The 21,668-nt window shown below is 59.5% G+C and carries 16 protein-coding genes; 7 read left to right on the forward strand and 9 right to left on the reverse strand.

The window, feature by feature from the left end:
- Positions 1-2: 2 nt before the first annotated feature.
- The 4 genes from AC5YUO_RS09065 (at position 3) to fdhD (ending at position 4,073) form a co-directional block, all read left to right on the forward strand.
- Positions 3-881, forward strand: coding sequence for a F0F1 ATP synthase subunit gamma (locus AC5YUO_RS09065; RefSeq protein WP_496153050.1), 879 nt, complete (start codon positions 3-5; stop codon positions 879-881).
- 23 nt (positions 882-904) lie between these two features.
- On the forward strand, positions 905-2,359 hold the full coding sequence (atpD, locus tag AC5YUO_RS09070; RefSeq protein ID WP_400817088.1) for a F0F1 ATP synthase subunit beta: 1,455 nt from the start codon (positions 905-907) through the stop codon (positions 2,357-2,359).
- A 130-nt stretch (positions 2,360-2,489) separates the two neighbouring features.
- Positions 2,490-2,900 carry a F0F1 ATP synthase subunit epsilon gene (locus AC5YUO_RS09075; protein ID WP_003492358.1) on the forward strand — a complete coding sequence of 137 codons (411 nt, stop codon included), beginning with the start codon at positions 2,490-2,492 and terminating at the stop codon, positions 2,898-2,900.
- 357 nt (positions 2,901-3,257) lie between these two features.
- Positions 3,258-4,073: a formate dehydrogenase accessory sulfurtransferase FdhD gene (gene fdhD, locus AC5YUO_RS09080; protein ID WP_496154836.1), complete on the forward strand. Its 816-nt coding sequence runs from the start codon at positions 3,258-3,260 to the stop codon at positions 4,071-4,073.
- Between the two features lie 47 nt (positions 4,074-4,120).
- Here fdhD and AC5YUO_RS09085 read toward each other — a convergent pair whose 3' ends face one another.
- The 5 genes from AC5YUO_RS09085 to AC5YUO_RS09105 all read right to left on the reverse strand — a co-directional run bounded on the left by AC5YUO_RS09085 (position 4,121) and on the right by AC5YUO_RS09105 (position 13,526).
- Positions 4,121-5,860 carry a methyl-accepting chemotaxis protein gene (locus tag AC5YUO_RS09085; RefSeq protein WP_496153051.1) on the reverse strand — a complete coding sequence of 580 codons (1,740 nt, stop codon included), beginning with the start codon at positions 5,858-5,860 and terminating at the stop codon, positions 4,121-4,123.
- Between the two features lie 364 nt (positions 5,861-6,224).
- Positions 6,225-6,701 carry a chemotaxis protein CheW gene (locus tag AC5YUO_RS09090; protein WP_003504949.1) on the reverse strand — a complete coding sequence of 159 codons (477 nt, stop codon included), beginning with the start codon at positions 6,699-6,701 and terminating at the stop codon, positions 6,225-6,227.
- Positions 6,702-6,967: 266 nt separating this feature from the next.
- Positions 6,968-11,128: a translocation/assembly module TamB domain-containing protein gene (locus tag AC5YUO_RS09095; RefSeq protein WP_496153052.1), complete on the reverse strand. Its 4,161-nt coding sequence runs from the start codon at positions 11,126-11,128 to the stop codon at positions 6,968-6,970.
- Between the two features lie 45 nt (positions 11,129-11,173).
- A complete protein-coding gene (locus AC5YUO_RS09100) occupies positions 11,174-13,099 on the reverse strand; it encodes an autotransporter assembly complex protein TamA (protein WP_496153053.1) in 1,926 nt (641 codons plus the stop codon).
- A gap of 175 nt (positions 13,100-13,274) precedes the next feature.
- Positions 13,275-13,526 (reverse strand): YMGG-like glycine zipper-containing protein, encoded by a 252-nt coding sequence (locus tag AC5YUO_RS09105; RefSeq protein ID WP_003504940.1) that lies wholly within the window; start codon positions 13,524-13,526, stop codon positions 13,275-13,277.
- A 370-nt stretch (positions 13,527-13,896) separates the two neighbouring features.
- Here AC5YUO_RS09105 and hemA point away from each other — a divergent pair, with 370 nt between their 5' ends.
- Positions 13,897-15,114, forward strand: a complete 1,218-nt coding sequence (gene hemA / locus AC5YUO_RS09110) for a 5-aminolevulinate synthase (RefSeq protein WP_003521261.1) — start codon at positions 13,897-13,899, stop codon at positions 15,112-15,114.
- A 35-nt stretch (positions 15,115-15,149) separates the two neighbouring features.
- Here the strand turns inward: hemA and dxr are convergent, their stop codons facing one another.
- A complete protein-coding gene (gene dxr, locus AC5YUO_RS09115; RefSeq protein WP_496153054.1) occupies positions 15,150-16,343 on the reverse strand; it encodes a 1-deoxy-D-xylulose-5-phosphate reductoisomerase in 1,194 nt (397 codons plus the stop codon).
- 188 nt (positions 16,344-16,531) lie between these two features.
- Here dxr and AC5YUO_RS09120 point away from each other — a divergent pair, with 188 nt between their 5' ends.
- Together AC5YUO_RS09120 and AC5YUO_RS09125 are read left to right on the forward strand one after the other, a co-directional pair.
- On the forward strand, positions 16,532-17,233 hold the full coding sequence (locus AC5YUO_RS09120; RefSeq protein ID WP_496153055.1) for a phosphatase PAP2 family protein: 702 nt from the start codon (positions 16,532-16,534) through the stop codon (positions 17,231-17,233).
- 31 nt (positions 17,234-17,264) lie between these two features.
- Complete coding sequence (locus AC5YUO_RS09125; RefSeq protein ID WP_496153056.1) at positions 17,265-18,518, forward strand: FAD-dependent oxidoreductase; 1,254 nt, start codon at positions 17,265-17,267, stop codon at positions 18,516-18,518.
- Positions 18,519-18,524: 6 nt separating this feature from the next.
- Here AC5YUO_RS09125 and AC5YUO_RS09130 read toward each other — a convergent pair whose 3' ends face one another.
- From AC5YUO_RS09130 to AC5YUO_RS09140, 3 genes are read right to left on the reverse strand one after another with little or no spacing between them, the layout of a single operon-like run.
- A complete protein-coding gene (locus AC5YUO_RS09130; RefSeq protein ID WP_496153057.1) occupies positions 18,525-19,451 on the reverse strand; it encodes an ROK family protein in 927 nt (308 codons plus the stop codon).
- A gap of 3 nt (positions 19,452-19,454) precedes the next feature.
- Positions 19,455-20,624 carry an N-acetylglucosamine-6-phosphate deacetylase gene (nagA, locus tag AC5YUO_RS09135; protein WP_496153058.1) on the reverse strand — a complete coding sequence of 390 codons (1,170 nt, stop codon included), beginning with the start codon at positions 20,622-20,624 and terminating at the stop codon, positions 19,455-19,457.
- Entirely contained in the window at positions 20,621-21,643 is a 1,023-nt protein-coding gene (locus AC5YUO_RS09140) for an SIS domain-containing protein (RefSeq protein ID WP_496153059.1), read from the reverse strand. Before AC5YUO_RS09140 ends, nagA begins: the two co-directional genes overlap by 4 nt.
- Positions 21,644-21,668: the final 25 nt, after the last annotated feature.

Raw genomic sequence — 21,668 nt, forward strand, 5'->3', positions numbered from 1 at the left:
GGATGCCTTCACTAAAGGATCTGAAAAACCGCATTGCCTCCGTGAAGGCGACGCAGAAGATTACCAAGGCGATGAAAATGGTCGCCGCGGCGAAGCTTCGGCGCGCCCAGGAAGCCGCGGAGGCCGCCCGGCCTTATTCTCAGCGCATGAGCGCCGTTCTTGCCAACATCGCTTCGGCGGTCGAGGCGGACGTTGCTCCGGCGCTGATGACCGGCACCGGCAAGGACGACGTGCACCTGCTCGTCGTCTGCACGGCTGAACGTGGTCTTTGCGGCGGTTTCAACTCGCAGATTTCCCGTTTTGCCCGCGATCACGCCCGCAAGCTGATTTCGGAAGGCAAGACGGTCAAGATCATCACGGTTGGCAAGAAGGGTTACGACAGCCTTCGCCGCGAATTTGCAGCCAACATCATCGAGCGTGTCGAACTGCGCGAAGTGAAGAAGGTCGGTTTTGAAAACGCCGACCAGATCGCCAAGAAGGTGATCTCGCTCTTCAACGCGGGTGAGTTCGATGTCTGCACGCTGATCTATTCGGAATTCAAGTCCGTCATCAGTCAGATCCCGACCGGTCTGCAGCTCATTCCGGCCGCAACGCCTGTTGTGGAAGAGGATGCCGCGACGCAGAACGCCGTCTACGAATATGAGCCGGATGCGGCTTCTATTCTGGAAGACCTTATTCCGCGCAACATTTCGGTTCAGGTTTTCCGGGCTCTGCTCGAAAACGTTGCCGGTGAAATGGGCGCCAAGATGAGCGCGATGGACAATGCAACGCGCAATGCCGGTGAAATGATCAACAAGCTGACGCTGTCCTACAACCGTCAGCGTCAGGCTCAGATCACCAAGGAACTCATTGAAATCATTTCGGGCGCGGAAGCGCTCTGAGGTAAGGAAAGAGGGTAAGGATAATGGCTAAGGCAGCTACCCCCAAGAAAACCGCAGCGGTGAACGGCGCGGGCAAGGTTACCCAGGTTATCGGCGCTGTTGTCGACGTGGCGTTCGAAGGCGAACTGCCTCCGATCCTGAACGCGCTCGAAACCGAGAACAACGGCAACCGCCTGGTTCTGGAAGTCGCGCAGCATCTCGGTGAGAACGTCGTCCGTACGATCGCCATGGACTCGACCGAAGGTCTCGTCCGCGGTCAGGCCGTCGCCAACACCGGCGCACCGATCGAAGTTCCGGTCGGTCCGGAAACGCTCGGCCGCATCATGAACGTCATCGGCGAGCCGGTTGACGAAGCCGGTCCGATCACCACGGCCAAGAAGCGCGCCATCCACCAGGATGCACCGTCTTACGTCGAGCAGTCGACCGAAGCACAGATCCTCGTCACCGGCATTAAGGTCGTCGACCTTCTGGCTCCTTACGCCAAGGGCGGCAAGATCGGCCTGTTCGGCGGCGCCGGCGTTGGCAAGACGGTTCTCATCATGGAACTGATCAACAACGTCGCCAAGGCGCATGGTGGTTATTCGGTATTCGCCGGCGTGGGTGAACGTACCCGCGAAGGTAACGACCTCTACCACGAAATGATCGAATCGAACGTCAACAAGCTCGGCGGCGGCGAAGGCTCCAAGGCTGCGCTCGTTTACGGCCAGATGAACGAACCGCCGGGCGCCCGCGCGCGCGTTGCTCTGACCGGTCTGACGATCGCTGAAAACTTCCGTGACGAAGGCCAGGACGTTCTGTTCTTCGTGGACAACATCTTCCGCTTCACGCAGGCTGGTTCGGAAGTGTCGGCTCTGCTCGGCCGTATTCCTTCGGCCGTGGGTTATCAGCCGACGCTGGCAACCGACATGGGCCAGATGCAGGAACGCATCACCACCACGAACAAGGGTTCGATCACCTCGGTTCAGGCGATTTACGTTCCCGCCGACGATTTGACCGACCCGGCTCCGGCAACCTCGTTCGCACACCTTGACGCAACGACGGTTCTGTCGCGCTCGATCGCTGAAAAGGGTATTTACCCGGCTGTTGACCCACTCGACTCCACCTCGCGTATGCTTGACCCGATGATCGTCGGCGAAGAGCACTATGAAGTTGCCCGTAAGGTTCAGTCGACCCTGCAGCGCTACAAGGCTCTTCAGGACATCATCGCCATCCTCGGCATGGACGAACTGTCGGAAGAAGACAAGCTGACGGTTGCCCGCGCCCGCAAGATCGAGCGCTTCCTGTCGCAGCCGTTCTTCGTTGCTGAAGTCTTCACCGGTTCGCCGGGCAAGCTTGTCGCGCTCGAAGACACGATCAAGGGCTTCAAGGGCCTGGTCAACGGCGAGTACGACAACCTGCCGGAAGCTGCTTTCTACATGGTCGGTTCGATGGAAGAAGCCATCGAAAAGGCAAAGAAGCTGGCTGCCGAGGCTGCCTGATCATGAATTGGCGGGCGCGCGGTTCATCCGTGCGCCTTGCCGACAATGGTGGCGAAACCGGAAAGGCTTTCGCCTTTGTTGTAAAAAACAAGTCCGTGACGCCCGCGTAATTGAAAAGAAGTGAATAGCCATGGCTGACAGTTTCAAATTCGATCTCGTTTCCCCGGAGCGTCTGCTCGTTTCCGAAACGGTTACGGAAGTCGTCATCCCGGCTACGCTGGGTGAAATGACCGTTCTGGCCAATCACGCGCCGACGATGACCACGATCAAGCCAGGTCTGGTAACGGTGAAGTTCGCTTCCGGCGAGACGCATAAATATGTCGTCTTCGGTGGTTTTGCCGATATTCTGCCGACCGGCTGCACGCTTCTCGCCGAATCCGCCGTTTCGGCCGATGATATGTCTCCCGACACGCTGCAGAAGCGTATCGATGCGGCCAAGGCCGAAATCGAAGAGGGCAATCATCACCACGAACATCTGACCAAGCTTGAGAAGCACCTCTATGAGCTGACGAACCTGCATGAGGTTCTCGTCGCTGCTTGAAAGCACCGGGCGGGTTCGAAAGAATGACTGCCCACAAAAAATCCAAAACAGAAAGCGGCCGTTTCGGTCGCTTTTTTGTTTTGGGCTGTTGCCTCACCATCAGGCGAAACATGGCTGCTTTCGCATAGGAGCCCACCGGTTGGCCTAGTCCAAGCTTCAGAATGGCCTTGGCGGGATTGCGTCAGTGGTTCACGTGCGGAAAATGGGTAAGGCGAGGAGCGCCTTCAAAGGTTCTGTTTCGATGGGGCAGCCGGGAAACCGATTCCGATTTTCCGGGCTTTCGGTTAGATGTGATAGCGGGAAGAAATGCTGCTTTGGGACCATGAGCGAGGCGAAGCAGATTTTCGTCATGGAGGAGTGATCAGCGTGTCGGCAGAGGCAAGTTACCGAAGGGTCGCACGAACCGCTGTGCGGCAAGGGGCTATAACCGAGGGCGAGAGGGCGGTGCCGGAGGAGGTGCCAGTCGCCTTTTCTTATGGCGGCAGCACGCATGCCGTGATGATGGCCAGCCCCGCCGATCTTGTCGATTTTGCAGTCGGCTTCAGTCTTACGGAAGGCATCATATCCGCAAGGGCGGAAATCCGGTCCATCGAGGTGATCGAAGCCGGGCAGGGTTTCGATGTTCAGGTGGATTTGCAGGATGCCAATGCGGATGCGCTGAGGGCAAGACGGCGACATATGGCGGGCCCTGTCGGCTGCGGTCTTTGTGGCATCGAATCCATAGAGCAGGCGGTCCGCGTGGTACCGGAGTTGAGCGGCGTGCAAGTCTCCGTTGACGGTGATGACGTGGTTGCTGCGGTGAAAGCGCTGAATGAGGCGCAAAGTCTCAATCGCGAAACGAGGGCAGTTCACGGCGCGGGTTTCTACAATCCTCAAAAAGGGCTGCTTGCTGTCCGCGAAGATGTCGGCCGCCATAATGCGCTCGACAAGCTCGCAGGTGCGGTCATCAATGCGGAGATATCTCCCGAGGCGGGAATTGTGGCCGTCACCAGCCGCCTGTCGGTGGAAATGGTCCAGAAGACGGCTATCCTTGGCAGTCCCATTCTAGCGGCAATTTCAGCACCCACGGCACTTGCCATCGAAACGGCCGAGAGGGCGGGTGTCACACTTGTCGCACTGGTGCGGGGTGAAGATTTTGAAATCTTCACCCGGGCGGATCGTATCATTCTATAATGTTGAGGCCGCCATCGTCCCGGCGGCCTCCCGGCTTCAGAACAGGTCTAGAATTCCGCCCATTCCGCTGCGGCGTTTCCGTGAGACCTTGGCGGGGCGGCATATCGTGGCTGCGGCGCCGGAAGTCTGGTAACGACGGCTGGCTTTTTGTTTGCCGCGCGTGTGGGTGATGCCGATGCCTCATGCGATATTCTGAACTGCCGCAGCAACTCGTGCAGATTTTCCGCCTCCGTGGCGAGGCCGTGGCTGGCGGCGGTGGTTTCCTCGACCATGGCAGCATTTTTCTGGGTGGCTTGATCCATGACGTTGACGGCCTGATTGATTTCCCTAAGACCATTCGCCTGCTCGCGCGAGGCTTCAACGATGGCCGAGACATTGGTGTCGATCTCGCTCATCTGCGACTGGATATCCCGGAGCGCGCCGCCGGTTCTGCCCACCAGATCCACACCATTGGCGACCTGTTCGCGGGAGGTGTTGATGAGGGATTTGATTTCCTTGGCCGCAACGGCGGATCGCTGCGCAAGCTCTCGGACCTCCTGCGCCACGACGGCAAACCCTTTGCCCGCCTCCCCGGCGCGGGCGGCTTCGACACCCGCATTCAGTGCCAGAAGATTGGTCTGGAAGGCGATGTCGTCAATGACGCCGATGATGTTGGTGATTTCACCGGAGGACCGCGAAATCGCATCCATGGCGGAAATTGCCTGCTGGACGATATCGCCGGAATGTTCGGCATGTTCTCTCGTCCGCAATACCAGTTTGCCGGCCTCGCCGGCGCGCTGGCTGGCATCGGTAACGGTGGTGGTGATTTCCTCCAGCGCGGCTGCGGTCTCTTCCAGTGAGGCGGCCTGCTGTTCGGTGCGCTGCGAAAGCTGATCGGCGGCGATGCGGATTTCGCCGGAGCCGGAAGCGATTGTCGAGGCATTATGGGCGATGGTCAGCATGGTGGCCTGCAGCCTGGCGACGACTTCGTTGAAGTCTGCACGCAGCTTTTCCATGCTGGGCACGAAACTGTTGTCGAGGCGCTGCACAAGATCGCCTTCGGCAAGTGCCCGCAGGGCATCGGCAAGCACACTGATGGCGCTCATGCGCGGCGTGACATCGGTAGCGAATTTCACCACTTTCACCACCTTGCCGGCCTCGTCCAGTACCGGATTATAGGCGGCCTGAATCCATATTTCCTTGCCGTTCTTTCCGTAACGGACAAATTCATCCGAGATGAATTCCCCTGCCGCCAGTCGCGGCCAGAAGTTGCTATAGGCAGGCGAGGCGGCATAGGCCGGATCGCAGAAGATGCGGTGGTGCTTGCCCTCGATTTCCTTGAGGTCGTAATTCACCGTGGCGCAGAAATTCGGATTGGCGGTGATGATGGTGCCATCCGGCAAAAACTCGATGGTGGCCTGCGAACGGGAGAGCGCCTCCAGCTTGCCCGCATCGTCCACGGCCCTGATCTTCTTGGCGGTGATGTCGGTGGCGATCTTCACGACCTTATAGGGTTTGCCCGAACGGAAAACCGGGTTGTAGGAGGCCTCGATCCAGATAACCGAGCCGTCTTTGCGGATACGGCGATATTCCTTGGCCTGGAACTCGCCACGGGCGAGAGAGTCCCAGAATTCCTGATAGGCCGGCGACGCGGCAAGCTCGCTGTCGCAGAAGATGCGATGGTGCTTGCCGACGATCTCGGCAAGATCATAACCCAGCGCCGTGCAGAAATTTTTATTCGCGGTGAGGATATTACCCTTGAGATCGAATTCTATGACCGCCTGCGATCTCGATATCGCATCGAGCATATTTCTGTTGTCTGCGCTTTTCCCTAACCCCAGCATTATACGTCCCCCAAAAACGGCCCACGGCGCGGCGAGCCGCACAGACTATGCGGTCCACGTCGTATCATGTTGAACAACGAACAGGTTTGCCGCCGAAGGCAGCAATGCAGGCACTTTTCTCTCTCCGCCTCGGTCAGGTATCGGGCCCGCGTGATAGTCGTGCCGGCGCATACTGATCCTCGGTCTTTAATATTAGATATCCATAATATTAAAATGTTCTTATTTAATAAAACGGGGTAAGGAGGAAAAACAAAACCGCCGGGCAGGTGCTCCGGCGGTCTGGATTGATCGAAAGTCTTCGTGCGGTGAGGCCAGCCAAAAGGCCTGATTAGGCCGCGAGATCTTCCGCTTCGGTTCCCTTGAACATTTTCGCGAGGTTCAGGAAGCAGATCATGCCATGTTCGTTGGCGATGATGCCTTCCGAATAGGATTTGTCGAAGGAGGCCGAGATTTCCGGAACCGGCTGAACCTGGTTTGCCGGGATCGTCAGAATGTCGGAAACGCGGTCGACGAGCATGCCGATGACCATATTGTGCACTTCCGCCACCACAATGGCGCTTCTTTCATTGGCGACGGTGCTCTTCATGCCGAGCTTGTGAGCCAGATCGATGATCGGAATGACCGAACCGCGCAGGTTCATGACGCCGATGACGTCTTTCGGTGCGTGCGGAATGGGCGTGGAAGGCGCCCAGCCGCGGATTTCGCGAATGGTCGTCGTCTTCACGCAGAATTCCTGATCATGCAGGCGGAACGCGATGATTTCGAGCGTCTCACCGCCAAAATTGGTAGAGTTAATCATTGCCATCAGAATTCTTCCCAATGCTCGCTGTGGAGGCCGGCGCAAGTGCACCGACACTTGCAATGCGAATTTGGCGTTCTGCCTGGTGCCTGAACAGCCGGAAACAATATTTCCGTCGTCAATGGAAGAGTCGTAGCACGAGATGGTTTCGCAAACCTAAATACGAAGCGGCCCTGGAGCGTTTTCGCTTTTCTTCGAATCGCGAAAATACTCTCTCTTTGATTTTACGGATTATCCGGACGTAAAACCGCTACGCACTTTTACTGCAAATGCTAATATTCTTTCTCGTAAAAAATGCCGGCCGCGCCTTCGCCATCGCCGCCCGCTTCCCCACGCAGCTTCACGCCCCGGCCGACATCGAGATTGATGATGGCTTTTGCACCGGATTCTCCGCTTTGCTGCAGCTCCAGATAGGTTCTTTCGTTCAGATATTTACCGGCGGAAACGCGGGCCTGCCCTTCGGAATCCGTCGAAATATCGAGATCGTCGACGCCGAGATTGCTTCTGAGCTTGTCGAACAGCGAGGTGGAACGCCCGCCGGCCAGCTGGGCGGCCGCATCGGCCAGCCTTGCGATCTGCAGCGCTGAGAGTTTTGACATGGACTGGCCAAAGATCAGCTGCGCCATCACCTCATCCTGCGGCAGGGCGGGCGCCGAGGAGAAAGCAAAGGTCGGATCGTTGGCATTGCCGGAAACCGCCACCGTGATGGTCGTCGAACCGACCGTCGAGTCCGCCTTCATATCGAGAACCGGAACGAGGCCGCCACCGAAACTGATATTGCCGGTGGTGAAATCGAGGCGGCGAGTGAGGATTTCGAGCCGGCCACGGCGCATTTCGAAGCCGCCGGAAATGACGGGAACGGCCGCTGTGCCACGGATCGTCAGATTGCCCGTGAGTTCCGCATCGATGCCGCGTCCGCGCACGAAGATACCGCTCGGTGCATTCACCTGCAGATCGAGATTGATGGTGGAGGAACTGCCGCTGCCGCCCTGGTCAGCCCCGAGCGCCTTGGCCTGCGCGCGCACCTTCGGCGGGGCGTTCTTGTGCTTGACATCGATTTCCGTCAGCGAGGCCGGAAGCTTCTCCGGAATGGTGATGGCGCTTCTGTCCAGCGTCAGGTTGCCGCCCAGCACGGGGGAATTCAACAGCGGGCCTTTCAGTGTCAGCGTGCCGCTCACCACCGTCGTCACCAGCGTGCCGTCATTATAACCGGCGCGATTAAGGGTGATCGATATATCGGCGGGGAAACCCGAACCACCGGCTATGCCGACGCTGCCGGTTCCCGAGATCGTTCCGCCGCCCGCCAGCTTACCCGTCAATCGGGAAATGACCGCGCGGTCGCGGTCGAAGGTGATGGTCGCGCCGAGATCGTTGACGGTCAGGTTCCTGCGCACGTCGGTGAGGCGCGTCCCATCGGTGGTGATGCTGCCGGTAACGACAGGCGCGGAGGCGCTGCCGGAAATCCTCACATCGATGGAGGCGGTGCCATCCACATCGAGACCCTGCGCTGCGGTTTGCGCCGCGACGGCGGAGAAGGGCAATCTGCCTGTAAACGCCATGGAAAGTGGACGATTGCCGGCGATGCCAAGCGAACCGCCGCCGGAAAGCGCCATGCCGCCCTGACCGGAGACATTGGTATCGATCTGCAAGGTGCCGCCGGCAAAGCGGCCGTTCGCCTTGATGCCGAGTGCGGCGAGCCCCGCCGCGCGTGTCTGCGCGACTTCGGCATTGGTCCAGTTCAGATTGTAGTCGACCGCGGGGTCCGATGCCGCACCCTTGGCGCTCACCGTGCCGGAGATGCTGCCTGCCGCATCCAGCCCGGTGGCGAAAGCATTTGCGAGACTGGCGGGCAGCGACCGGATATCGGCATTGACATCGAGCGTCGACCCGGCGGTGCCGTTGACCTCGATGCGTCCTTCACCCGTGATGATGGTCAGATCGGAGATGCGGGCCGTGCCATTCTGGATGGCGATGGTGCTCGGTTTTTCAAGGCGCACCGCAATGCCTTTGGGGGCGGCGGAAAAGGCGTCGAGCCGTACCGTCATCGGCGATCCGCCGGTGTCGGCGCTGCCCTTCACCACCAGCGGTGCATTGTCGTAACGGCCGTTGACGTCGAACTGCGTCGTCGTGCTGGAATGGCCGATGGTGGCATTCAGGGCGGAAATCGAGGCGGCGCCGGCATTGACGCTATCAGCGCTGAGCTTGCCATTGATGGCGAGAGCCTGAAGGTCGTCAATGGAAATATCGGCCGCCAGCTTGGAGATCGTTGTCGTGCCCTGACGGATGCTGCCGCCATTGGCCTTGATCGTTGCCGCAATCCGGCCATTGGCGTTGCTCAGCGTTATGTCACCGGCAATATCGCCGTTCGCCTGCTGCGCAGCGAGCGCGGCGAGCAGGGCAAGATCGGGGAAATTGAAGGAAAGATTGCCCGATGGCAGGAATTGCTGCGAGAATTGCAGCTGCCCATTCAAGATATTGCGGCCTACGGCCACATGCAGCTCGGGGATAGCCGTGCCGTTTTCGGTCTGCACCACATCGGCATTGGCGTCGATCTTCTGCCGGTCGAGGCTGCCGCTGGCGGTGAGTTTTGCCTGAGGCGCGGCGGGATCGGCCTTGCCGGTTGCATTCACCTTCAGCGATTCGAGTGTTCGTCCGGCAAGGATTGCGCTTTCGGAGCCCAGGGTGACGTTGAAATCCGGCGCTGCAAGTGCGCCGCTGGCCTCGATTGCAAAATCGGCGACGCCCTTCGCCTGTGGCGTCAACTTTTCAAGAGCGGGAAATTTACCCGTCAGGCTGGCGCTCAATGCATCGTTTTCGAGGCCGACATTGCCTGTGGCTTCGATCGTTCCCGATTTCACGACGAGGTTTTCAACGCTGGTGCGGCCGCCGATAGTCAGGTCGATATCGCCCTGGAGGGCGATGGTGGTGTCGAATTTTTCCGCGAGCGCCGGAGGCAGCGTGGCGGGCAGCGCAAAGAGCTGCACGCTGGAGGTCAGGCGATTGCCGGCGAGATCGAAACTGCCGTTCAGCGTTCCACCGACACTGGCGCTTTCCAGTGTGGCGCCGTCGAAGCCGATGAAGGAAGAGGTGAGGCTGAGCGGCGCCTTGATGGTTAGGGGTGCCCGCACCAGCCGGTCGATATCGGGGCTGACGAAGGAGGATTGCGCCACGGACAGGACCGTCGCAATCGTGCCGCTACGGTTGGCGATGTTGAGATCGGCGCTCTCGGCCGTCAGCTTGACGTCATCGAGCCTGCCTTGCGGCAGGGAGAGGCTGCGCAACGATACGGTCGTGTTGAGATTTGCGGCGTCTGCGCCACCCTTGAGGGAAAGGTCGAGGCCGTTGATGAGCGCCTGAACCTCGCCATTCTCCAGCGGCCAGCGGAAATCCACGGGGCCGGCGGTGCCGATGAGATTGGCGGCAAGATTGTTCTGACCGTTCGGATCGACCGTGCCTGACGCCGTCAGCAGCAGGGTGCCGGTTTCCAGTGTGCTGCTGCCGATTTCGATGCGGCCCTGCGGCGAGAGCGTGGCGTTTGCGTCGAGCTTCGTCTCGCCGGCAAAAAGCTGGCGGAAGGCGGGGGGCAGCAGCAGGTCCGGCTGACCACCGCCTGCAATTTCGATACGGCGGGTGCCATCATCTGCCAGAAGGTGGCGGCCGGTGACGTTGACGACAGGGTTGCCGGCGACATTGCCGCGCAACGTGCCCGTCCAATTGGAAAGCGGGCCTTCGCCGTTGAGGTCTATCGCCACCGCAGGCGTTCCGGGAAGCGAAAGCAGCGTGGCGAGAAGACCGCCTTCGGGTTCCTTCATCTCCGCTTTCAGCTTGAGAACATTCTCATTCGGAAGGAAGGCGATGTCGGCATTGACCTCCGCATCCGGCGCATTAAGCCGATGGGCGGTGAGCGACAGCCGCATATCGTCCTGGGCAGCCGTGAGATTGCCTTCCGCGTTCAGGTCGAAGGGACGGCCGAGAAGCGATTGGCCAAGGCTGATATCGGGAAAGCTGAACTTGTCGACGGCGATTTCGATCGGTAGCGAGGAATTGCCGGAGCTCTTGGTCGATGTCTGCTCCGGGGCAAGCGGTTTGCGCTCGACATCGATCGATCCGGCCGAAACCCGGTCGGCATGGAAGGTGCCGGCAAGCAGCGAAAGCGGCGACCAGTCGACGGCGATCTGGTTCACGCGGGCATAGGGTCCCTGCCGGTCTGAAAGGGTGACATTGTCGAGCCGCAGGCGGCCGGTCAAAAGGCCGCTCGGGGGCGAAATCTCGATTACCTGATCGGGTGTGGAAACGAGCGATGAAATCTGCTTTGCGGCAATTCTTGCGCCCATCGGTGTAAATCCGACGAACAGAACCGCAAGCAACACCAGCACCACGCCGCACAAAGCAGCGTAGCCCAGCCATTTCAGCAATCGAATCAACGTTTTCATAAAGGGTAATCTACACTCTGTTGCAAGGGTGTTCGACTGCGGCGTTTAAAAAGACTGACCGATGCCAGCATAAATGCCGAAACTGTTGCCGCCATCATATTTGTCGAGCGGCATGGCGACATCGAGACGCAGAGGCCCGAAGGGCGTCGCGTAACGCAGGCCGATACCGGCGCCAGCCCGGATATCGGAAAAATCGGGTGCCACGTCTTCCGAAACCACACCCGCATCGATGAAGGGCACGATGCCGATCGTATCGGTGACCTTGATGCGGGCTTCGATGGAACCGACCACATAGGAGCGGCCGCCCGTCGCGTCGCCGGCGGCATTATAGGGCGATATTTCCTGATAGCTGTAACCGCGGACCGATCCGCCGCCGCCGGCATAAAAACGCCTGGTGGTGGGAATGTCCTGCAGATCGCTGCCGCCGACCAGTACGCCGCCGGAAAGCTTTCCGGCCATGATCAGCCGGTCCTCGGCGCCAAGCCCCTTGTAGCCTGAAATGGAACCTTCGAAAGAGGAAAAGAAGGTGCCGTTCAGCGCTTCATAGCTCGGCTTGGCGGCCACCGAGGCGCGAAAGCCTTCGGTGGGGTTGAGCTTGTCATCGCGCGTATCGCGAACGAATTCCAGCGGGATGGAGGTCGTGAGATATTCGTTTTTGCCGAATGCGTCTTCCGTGTCGGCCCATTGCACCTCGAGGCCGGCTGCGGCTGTATCGGTGTCGTTCAGCTCGTAGGCGAAACCGGCCGTGCCCGTCACCGTCTTGGCGTCGTATGTATCTGGGTGTTCGGTCTTGGCAATCAGGCTGGTCTTGAAGGTGGTACGCGGATTGAACATGCCGGGCTTTGTGAAAGTGATGCCCGCCGAATAATCCATGCCTTCGACGCTCGATGCTTCGGCGATGCGCGAAACCGAACCTTCGATACGCAGCGATTCCGCCTGTCCGAACAGGTTCCGGTGGCCCCAATACCCCTGAAGGCCAATGCCTTCCGTGGTGGAATATTGCGCGCCAACGCCGAAATAGCGGTGCTTGCCTTCCGAAACCTCGATGGTAAGCGGAATGGTGCCGTCGCGCGCCAGCGTTCCCGCTTCCTTGATGGTGAGGCTGGAAAAGACGCCGAGCTGCCGCAGCCGGTCGGCGGCTTTGCGCAGTTTTTCCGGCGAATAGGGCTCGCCGCCATTGAGGCGCGAATAACGACGGATGAAATCGCCATCGACGGTTTTTTCACCCGTGACGGTGACTGTGCCGAGGGGCGCCACGGGACCACCTTCGGCCGCCATGGTGATATCGACCGTGTTCGTCGCGTGGTTGGCGACCGCCTCGCGCTTCGTCAGCTTCGCAAGCGGACGGCCTTCGGCCTTCAGATCGTCGATCAGCTTGTTGCCGGCGCGGATGATTGCGAGAGAACCGGCGTCGCCGCCGGTCGTCAGGCCATATTCCTCAAGGTTGCGACCGGTCACATCGCCTTCAAGCCTGACATTGCCAAGTTTGAACACCGGGCCGGGCGTAACCGTGATGACCACGGGCACCGGAGCGGAATGATCGAACACCGGATTGGGCGGCAGAGCATCCACATCCTTGCCGGCGACGGTGACCTTGACGATGCCGCCATAACGGGCGTTTTCATAAAGCGCCGCGATCAGCCTGTCCCGGTCGTCTCTCGCCTTTATCAGAAGGCCAAGATCGCCGGAGGCCGGCTTGTCCTTGTCGGCGAGAAGAAGCGAGCTGTTTTCCAGGCTGTCTTTCAGGGATTTATCGGCATCGGCGACATCAAGCGTGACGGCATATTTGACGGGGTTGATAACCTCCACCTCCGGTTCTTCCGAACCCCAAAGGCGCATGCCGAACAGTTTGAAGGCAAAGGCATCACGGGTAAACGCCGGATACAGGGCGAACGTCACGGCAACCGCAAGTGCGGTGCCAGCTTTCCGATACGCAATACCTGTCTTCGGGTTAGTTCGTGTTCTTCGCATATGCTGCTTTATGGTTGAGCCTTTATTGTCGCCCTAACCCGTTTCCTGTCCGTTAACATTGCAATTTAATCATAAATAAACGGCTTTGAGGACCCTTGCGCCTGTGTTTTGCTGCCCTTAACGCAAAAAGCCCCGGGTGACCGGGGCTTCTGTGCAACGGTATCTCGTGATGAGATTAGCGGCAACGTGCCGTGTAACGCTGACCGTACTGGTCGCGATAATAGCAATAACCCGGCTCGGAAGCATTGCCGATAAGAGCGCCGCCTACGCCGCCAATTGCTGCGCCGACTGCTGCGCCACGAACGTTGCCCGTGATGGCTCCGCCAATAACAGCACCGGAAACGGCACCGATGGAAGCGCCCTTTTCAGTCTGCGTGCAGCTTGCGAGCGACAGGCCGACGAGCGCAAATATGATTGCCTTTTTCATGAAACTCTCTCCAACGTTACAATGAGCTCTTCGGCTCGGTAGGCGTCCCATATTTATCTGCGGCGACTGCTACCTCCGACCGCCACAGATAACTAACAATTCGATGTCGTTTAGGGAAGCCTCCTCTTCAGGCATTCCTCCGAGCGTAAATCGATTGCGTCCCAAACAACGGCGCGGCTTAAAAAAGGTTCCAAAAATCCGGGTTTTTTGATGTGAATCAATTTTGTACTTTCCATCATCTTCTATAAACGGTTTATTGGAATGGTTCAAAACAACGGCGAATTGACGCAGACGCGGTTAATGTGGCCCACAAGGGTTGACGGTCCCGGTGTCGAGGCAGAAAACGATCTGGTCAATTCTGGAGCATGGCATGGACTTCGAGGCATTTTTCACGACGGAACTGCAAAGCCTGCATTCTGAGGGACGCTATCGCGTTTTTGCGGATATCGAACGCCAGCAGGGCAATTTCCCCCGCGCGACACGGTATAACGCCAATGGCGAGCGCAAGGACGTCACGGTCTGGTGCTCCAACGATTATCTCGGCATGGGCCAGAATCCGAAAGTCATCGAAGCCATGAAAGCCGCCATCGATCACTGTGGCGCGGGTGCGGGAGGCACCCGGAATATTTCTGGCACCAACCATTATCACGTCCTGCTTGAGCGCGAACTTGCCGACCTGCACGGCAAGGAATCGGCGCTGATCTTCACCTCGGGTTATGTGTCCAACTGGGCAACCCTTGGCACGCTCGGCCAGAAAATTCCGGGGCTCATCATTTTCTCGGATGCGCTCAACCATGCGTCGATGATCGAGGGCATTCGGTACGGCCGTTGCGAGCGGGTGATCTGGAAGCACAACGATCTCGAGGATCTCGAAGCCAAGCTCAAGGCGGCGGATCCGAATGCGCCGAAGCTGATCGCCTTTGAATCCGTCTATTCGATGGATGGCGATATCGCGCCGATCAAGGAAATCTGCGATCTGGCCGACCGTTATGGCGCCATGACCTATCTCGATGAAGTTCATGCCGTCGGCATGTACGGACCGCGCGGCGGCGGCATTGCCGAGCGCGAAGGCCTGATGGATCGCCTGACGATCATCGAAGGGACGCTCGGCAAGGCTTTCGGCGTCATGGGCGGTTACATTACCGGTTCTACGGCGGTTTGCGACTTCATCCGTTCTTTCGCTTCCGGCTTCATCTTCACGACGGCCCTGCCGCCGTCGCTTGCTGCCGGTGCGATCGCTTCGATCCAGCACCTGAAGGCAAGCCCCTTCGAACGCGCCCGCCATCAGGACCGGGTGCGCAAGCTGCGCGGTCTTCTGGATGCACGTGGTATTCCGCACATGGACAATCCAAGCCACATCGTGCCTGTCATGGTGGGCGATGCCGCCAAGTGCAAATGGATTTCGGATATCCTGCTCGACAATCACGGCGTCTATGTGCAGCCGATCAACTATCCGACCGTGCCGCGCAAGACCGAGCGCCTGCGCATTACGCCGACGCCACTGCATAGCGATGCCGATATCGAGCATCTGGTCGGCGCGTTGCACCAGCTCTGGTCGCATTGTGCGCTGGCGCGGGCGGTGGCGTAAGGCCGCAGTTTAGACAAGAGAAGACCGGGCCGCGTTTACGCGGCCTTTTCTTTGGTGGCGATCAATTCGCGGGCGTGACGGCGGGCTTCCTCGTCCGCAGCGAAAACATCGTCCATCGTCTCGGCGGAGCGCCCGTCATGCATCCGGTCCATGACCGTTTCGACGATCTCGGCCATATCGAGAAAACCGATGCCGCCGGCAACGAAGGCGTGAAAGGCGGTTTCTTCGGCGGCATTCAGGGCGGCGCCCTGCAAACCGCCGCGCTCCAGTGCCGTGCGGGCCAGACGGATCGCCGGGAAACGGGCTTCATCCGGCGCTTCGAAATCGAGCCGCGCCAGTTTTGCGAAATCCAGCCGCTCGACATTCAGATTGCCGCGTTGCGGATAGGTGAGGGCATAAGAAATAGCGGTTCGCATATCGGGGGAGCCGAGCTGGGCGATATAGGAGCCGTCGGTGTAACCCACCATCGAATGGATGATCGACTGCGGGTGGACGATCACCTCCACCTGGTCGGGCCTGAGATCGAAGAGATATTTTGCCTCGATCATTTCCAGCCCCTTGTTGAACATCGAGGCGCTGCCGATGGAGACCTTCAGCCCCATCGACCAGTTGGGATGGGCGCGGGCGATATCCGCCGTGACATTGGCCATCTCATCGCGCGACCAGGTGCGGAAGGGGCCGCCGGAAGCCGTCAGCACGATGCGTTCCACGGCTTGTTTATGATCGCCCGTTAGGCACTGGAAGATTGCGCTATGTTCGCTGTCGACGGGGATCAGCCTGCCACCGCCCTGCTTGACGGTGCGCAGAAAGACATCGCCAGCCGAAACCAGGCATTCCTTGTTGGCGAGCGCTATATCCGCGCCACGCCGCGCGGCTGTAAGAGTAGGCGCAAGGCCGGGGGTTCCGGCAATCGCTGCCATCACCCAGCCGGCATCCGCCGAAGCGGCTTCTTCAAGGCCGGATTTGCCTGCGGCAACCTCGATGCCGGTGCCGGCAAGGGCGGATTTCAACGCTTCATATTTGTCGTCCTCGGCGGTAACCGCCAGCCGCGCGCCGAATTCCCGCGCCTGTTGCGCCAGGAGAGCGATATTGCCCGCTCCGGTCAAAGCCGTGATCTCGAACCCGTCGCGGCCACCCAGCTGACGGACGACATCCAGCGTGCTGGTGCCGATCGAACCCGTCGAACCCAATATTGTCAGCTTGCGCGGCATTTCACTGGCATTCGTCATATTCAGTCCGTCGGTCTTTTCCGGTTCGCACCTCTTGGTGCTTGTCGTTCTCCCGAAACCGCTACGCATTTTCGGGCCACATGCATTAGCCTCTACTCGCGAAAACCAGCCATAACAAGGACAAAGCCCGGGCTATTGTTTTTGCGGAAGGCAAAGCCATATGCAAGAAAAACAATGAGAGGATATTGATGCGACGTTTCCTGGTTTCCAGCGGATGGATTTTTGCGACAAGCCTTGTGCTGGTCCTGGTCTTCATTCCTTTCGATCCGCGTCTTTCCGAAAGCGCGCAGGCGTTGCCAGGAGGAGTGGTTTCCTTCAACCGCGCCATTACCGATTTCGGAACCTTCCGCTGGATGCTCTATTCCACCGGCCTTCTGGCGATATTGGCCTATGTCGCCGCACGGGTTATAAAGGCGCAGACCTATAATGGACGATTGAGGACGGCATGGCGGCTTCTTGCCTATTTCTTCCTGACGATCGGAACGGCAAGCATTCTCGTCCATACGCTGAAATTCCTGATCGGGCGGGCACGGCCGGAGCTTTTCCTGGAGATGGGCGCCTATAGCCTCACTCCATTTACCGGCGATAATCTCTATGAAAGTTTCCCTTCCGGCCATTCGACAGCCGCCGGAGCTTTTTTTGGTGTTTTTGCCATGCTGATGCCGCGTTTCCGCTGGGCGTTTCTTCTGCTTGCCCTTGTCATCGGTGTTTCGCGTGTCATCGTCGGCGCACATTATCCAAGCGACGTTGCCGCCGGACTGTTGCTCGGCATGTGGACGGCCATGGCCTTCGCCTTTATCTTTGCCCGGTCCGAAATGTTGTTCCGGTTCGATGCGCAGGGCTGGCCGCAGCCGAAAAATGCAAACCTTCCGGCGGCGGATACACGATAAGGACCTTAAGCGGGATGCAGGGGGGAAGGTGATGGAAGAAGCGAAAGTCGCTCCGGAAAATGACGGCAGGGCCGTTCAGCACATCCGTACCGCGGTCGCCGTCGCCGGCGGCGGGCCGGCGGGCATGATGCTTGGCCTGCTGCTTGCGCGCAGCGGTATCGATGTCGTCGTCGTCGAGAAACACGGCGATTTTCTCCGCGATTTTCGCGGCGATACCATCCACCCCTCGACGCTTGAATTGATGGAGCAACTGGGTTTCATCGATGAGTTCCTGAGCCTGCCGCATACGCGGGCGCCGAGGCTGAATGCTGTTATCGGCGGCGAGCGTATCACGATAGCGGATTTCTCCCGCCTGCCGGTCCGTCACCGCTTCATCGCCTTTATGCCGCAATGGGATTTTCTCAATTTCATCGTCGGCAAGGCGGGGCAATACGAAAATTTCCGGTTGCTGATGAATGCGCCGGTGACCGGTCTGGTCGAGCGCGGCGGGCATGTCGGCGGTCTCACGGTCAGCACGCCGGAAGGCATCATCGAGATCGAGGCCGATCTGGTGGTGGGGGCGGATGGACGCAACTCCATTGTCCGCGAGGCGGCGGGGCTGGAGGTGCAGCGCTTCGGCATTCCGACCGAGGTGCTGTGGTTGCGTCTTTCGAAACAGCCCGGTGATCCGACGGAAACCATGGGGCATGCCGGCTCGCGGCAGGGTTTCGTCATGATCAACCGGGGCGATTACTGGCAATGCGGTTATGTGGTGCGAAAGGGATTTTTCGCCGACATAAAGCTGCAGGGAATTGAAGCCTTCAGGGACAGGGTCGCGGAAATCTGCCCTTTTCCACGGGAGCGGCTCGATGAGCTCAAGAGCTGGGACGACGTGCATCTCCTGACCGTCCGTATCGACCGGCTGAAGCGCTGGTGGAAACCCGGCCTGATCTGCATCGGTGATGCGGCCCATGCCATGTCGCCTGTCGGTGGTGTTGGCATTAACCTCGCCATTCAGGATGCGGTTGCGGCCGCTAATATACTGGTGCCGGTGCTCCTGTCCGGTCGTGCCATTGCCGATGACGATCTTGCTGCAATTGAAAAGCGGCGATCCTTCCCGACCAAGGCCACGCAGTTTTTGCAGCGGATGATGCGTATCGGCGGCAAGAAGGGACGGGCCGATGCGGAAAAACCGAAAGGACCGCCAGCCTTTGTATTGGCTATCATGCGGTTTCCGCTTCTTTCCCATTTGACCGGCCGGCTGGTGGGACTGGGCTTCCGCCGGGAAAAGATTAAGACGGTGTGATGCCGCTCAGGCGGTGCCGGCGGCTTCTTTCTCATATTTCAGCCCGATGACGGCGGAACCGATCAGCCCCGGCTCGATGCGGCAGATGGCGGGCACGACGAGAGGGCGGTCGAAGCGTCTCAGAATGCGGCTCCTCACCACCTCGTCCAGAGCGGCGAGAAGCGCCTTCGAATTCGAAAGTCCACCGCCGACCGGCACGATGGTTGCGCCGGTGACATTGATCACCATCGCCAGAGGCGAGGCGAGAATATCGATGAGGACATCAATGGTCCTTGCGGCCTTCGCATCGCCCGCCTGCCAGGCCGCAATAATATCTTCGCTGGTCATCTCCCGCTGGTGAAGATGCGAATGCAGTTTTTCCATGCCGCGGGCGCTGCCGATCGCATCGACGCAGCCGGCAAGGCCGCAACCGCATTCGAAACGCGGCAATGAGACCGGCGGATTTCCGGCCAATGTCGCGGCCACCGGCCCGTGCCCCCATTCTCCGGCGAAACCGCCATCGCTGTTGATGAGCTTGCCGTCGATCACCAGCCCGCCGCCGACACCCGTTCCGAGGATGACGCCGAAAACCACGCGGTGGCCCCGCCCGGAACCGATTTCCGATTCGGCGATCACAAAGCAATCCGCATCGTTGGATACGATGACGGGAAGGTTCAGCGCCTTTTCCAGCTCGTCCTTCAATACCCTGCCATGGATGCTCTGAATATTGGCGACAGTGGCCTTGCCGGTGTCGGGATCGATGACGCCGGCAATCGACAGCGACACGCAACCGGGTGTGCCACCGCTATTATCGATGACCGATTTCAGGCCGGCGGCGAAGTCTTCAAAACTGGTCTTGGGCGTCGGGATACGCGGCACGGGCCGAATATCGTCGGGAGCGTAGGCAATCGCGCCCTTGATGGTCGTTCCGCCTATATCGAAACAAACGATCATGATTCAGGCTCCGGAACGTGCGGCATCGTGGATTTTTTCTCCTGATATCCATGTCGAATGCATCTGAAGATCGGGTGTCAGCATGACGAAATCCGCATCGAAACCGGGCAGGAGCTTACCTTTGCCGGAAGCGCCGACCGCCTGGGCAGGATAGGCGGAGGCCATTCTCAAGGCCTCTTCCAGCGGTGTGTCCAGCTTTTCATGCATGAAGCGGATGCAGGAGAGCATATCGATATCCGCCCCCGCCAGCGTGCCGTCTTCAAGCGTCAGCCGGCCGCCGTTGCGATAGACACGCCTGCCGTTCAGTTCGAAACCGTCGTCATCCGTACCGATGGTGGACATGGCGTCGGTGACGAGGAAAATGCGGCCGGGACCATTCTTGGCGCGAAGCGCAATGCCGATCGCTGCGGGATCGACATGGAAACCATCGGCGATCAGCCCGCAATCCAGCTTGCCGTTCGAAAGTGCCGCGCCCACCAGTCCCGGTTCACGGTGGCCGAGCGGGCTCATGGCGTTGAAGAGATGCGTCACCATGGACGCGCCGGCCTCGACATAAGCCGTCGCGACGCTGAGGCCCACATCGGTATGGCCGAGGCTAACGACGATGCCGGCTTTGCGCAGCGCTGCGACCTGCTCCTCGGTTACGTTTTCCGGGGCGATGGTTGTCAGCACGAAAGGAAGCTTCGCCTTGCAGGCCGTCAGCACCGCAAGATCGGCCGTTTCCATCTTTCGGATCAACGCCGGATCGTGTGTGCCCTTGCGTGTGACCGAAAGATGCGGTCCTTCGAAATGCAGGCCGAGAAAGCCGGGCACCCCTGCCTTGTGTGCGGCGATGCCGGCTTCGGCGGCTTTGGAGGTGATGTCCGGCCGGTCGGTGATGAGGGTGACCATCAGTGCAGTGGTGCCGAATTGCGCATGGGCCGAGCAGATGCGGGCAATACCGTCCACATCCGGCGCATTGTTGAACATCACGCCGCCGCCGCCATTGACCTGAAGGTCGATGAAACCCGGTGCAATCAGCAGTCCTTCCGTGTCGATGATTTCGGCGTCTGCGGGCACGGATACGCGGTCGATGATGTCGACAACGTGGCCATCACCGGTCACGAGCGCTTTGCCATCGTGCCACGCGACGCCATCGAAAATGCGGGCGCCGACAAATGCCTTGCTGCTCATTGGGTTTCCGTCACCTTCTTCAATGCCACGGGTGCATCCGGATTGAAGCCGCGTGCGCGCGACAATTGCTCGATGAAGCCGTAAAACGGCGCGATCAGCAACAAAGCATCGGTCAAAGGGTGATTGGTTTCCACGAAGGGCAGAGGCTTGGCCGGGTTGCCCTTCGCGGAGGTAACAAAAACGCTTGCGCCCTTGCCGGCGAGACCGGCCGCGATCTCAGTCACGGAGGTTTCGGCGCGGTCACGCGCGGCAAAAGCGATCACGGGAAACTTCGGCGCGACCAGGGAAACCGGGCCGTGCATCACTTCCGCCGAGGAATAGGCCTCCGCGTGGAGTTCGCAGGTTTCCTTGCATTTGAGGGCGGCTTCCGCGGCAATGGCTAAAGCGGGGCCGCGGCCCAGCATATAAAGCGATTCTTCGCCCTTGACCGCTTCGCCGATCTGGCTCCAGTCGAGCGCGATGGCCTTGGCGAAATTTTGCGGCAGGGCGCTGACGGCCTTGGCAAGCAGGCTGTCTTCCGTCCATTCGGCAAGGATTGCGAGGCCAGCGACGATGGAGTTGACGAAAGATTTGGTTGCGGCCACCGCTTTTTCAGGACCGGCCTGGATGTTGATGGCGTGATTGGCTGCCTCGCCGAGTGGGGAGGGCAGGGTGTTGACCAGCGAGAAGGTGAGTGCGCCGCCTTTGCGAGCGCTTTCCGCCAGGGCGACGATGTCAGGGCTTTTGCCGGATTGCGAGACGGCAAAGGCCGCCGCCCGGTCCAGCCGCAGCTTCGTCTGGTAGATCGAGGCGAGCGAGGGGCCGAGCGAAGCGACAGGAAGCCCGGTCTGCAATTCGATGGCATATTTCAGAAAATGCGCGGCGTGGTCGGAGGAGCCGCGCGCAATGGTGACGATAACGACCGGATCACGGGCCTTCAGCCTGCCTCCGGCTTCGTGGAAGTCGGCATTGGCATTGTCCAGCAGGCGGGCGACTGCATCGGGAATCTCATCGATTTCCTGGCGCATCAGGGTTGTCATCGTTTCGTGTCCTTGATCAAGGTTG

The sequence above is a fragment of the Agrobacterium sp. LEGMi-208b genome, assembly GCF_059511785.1.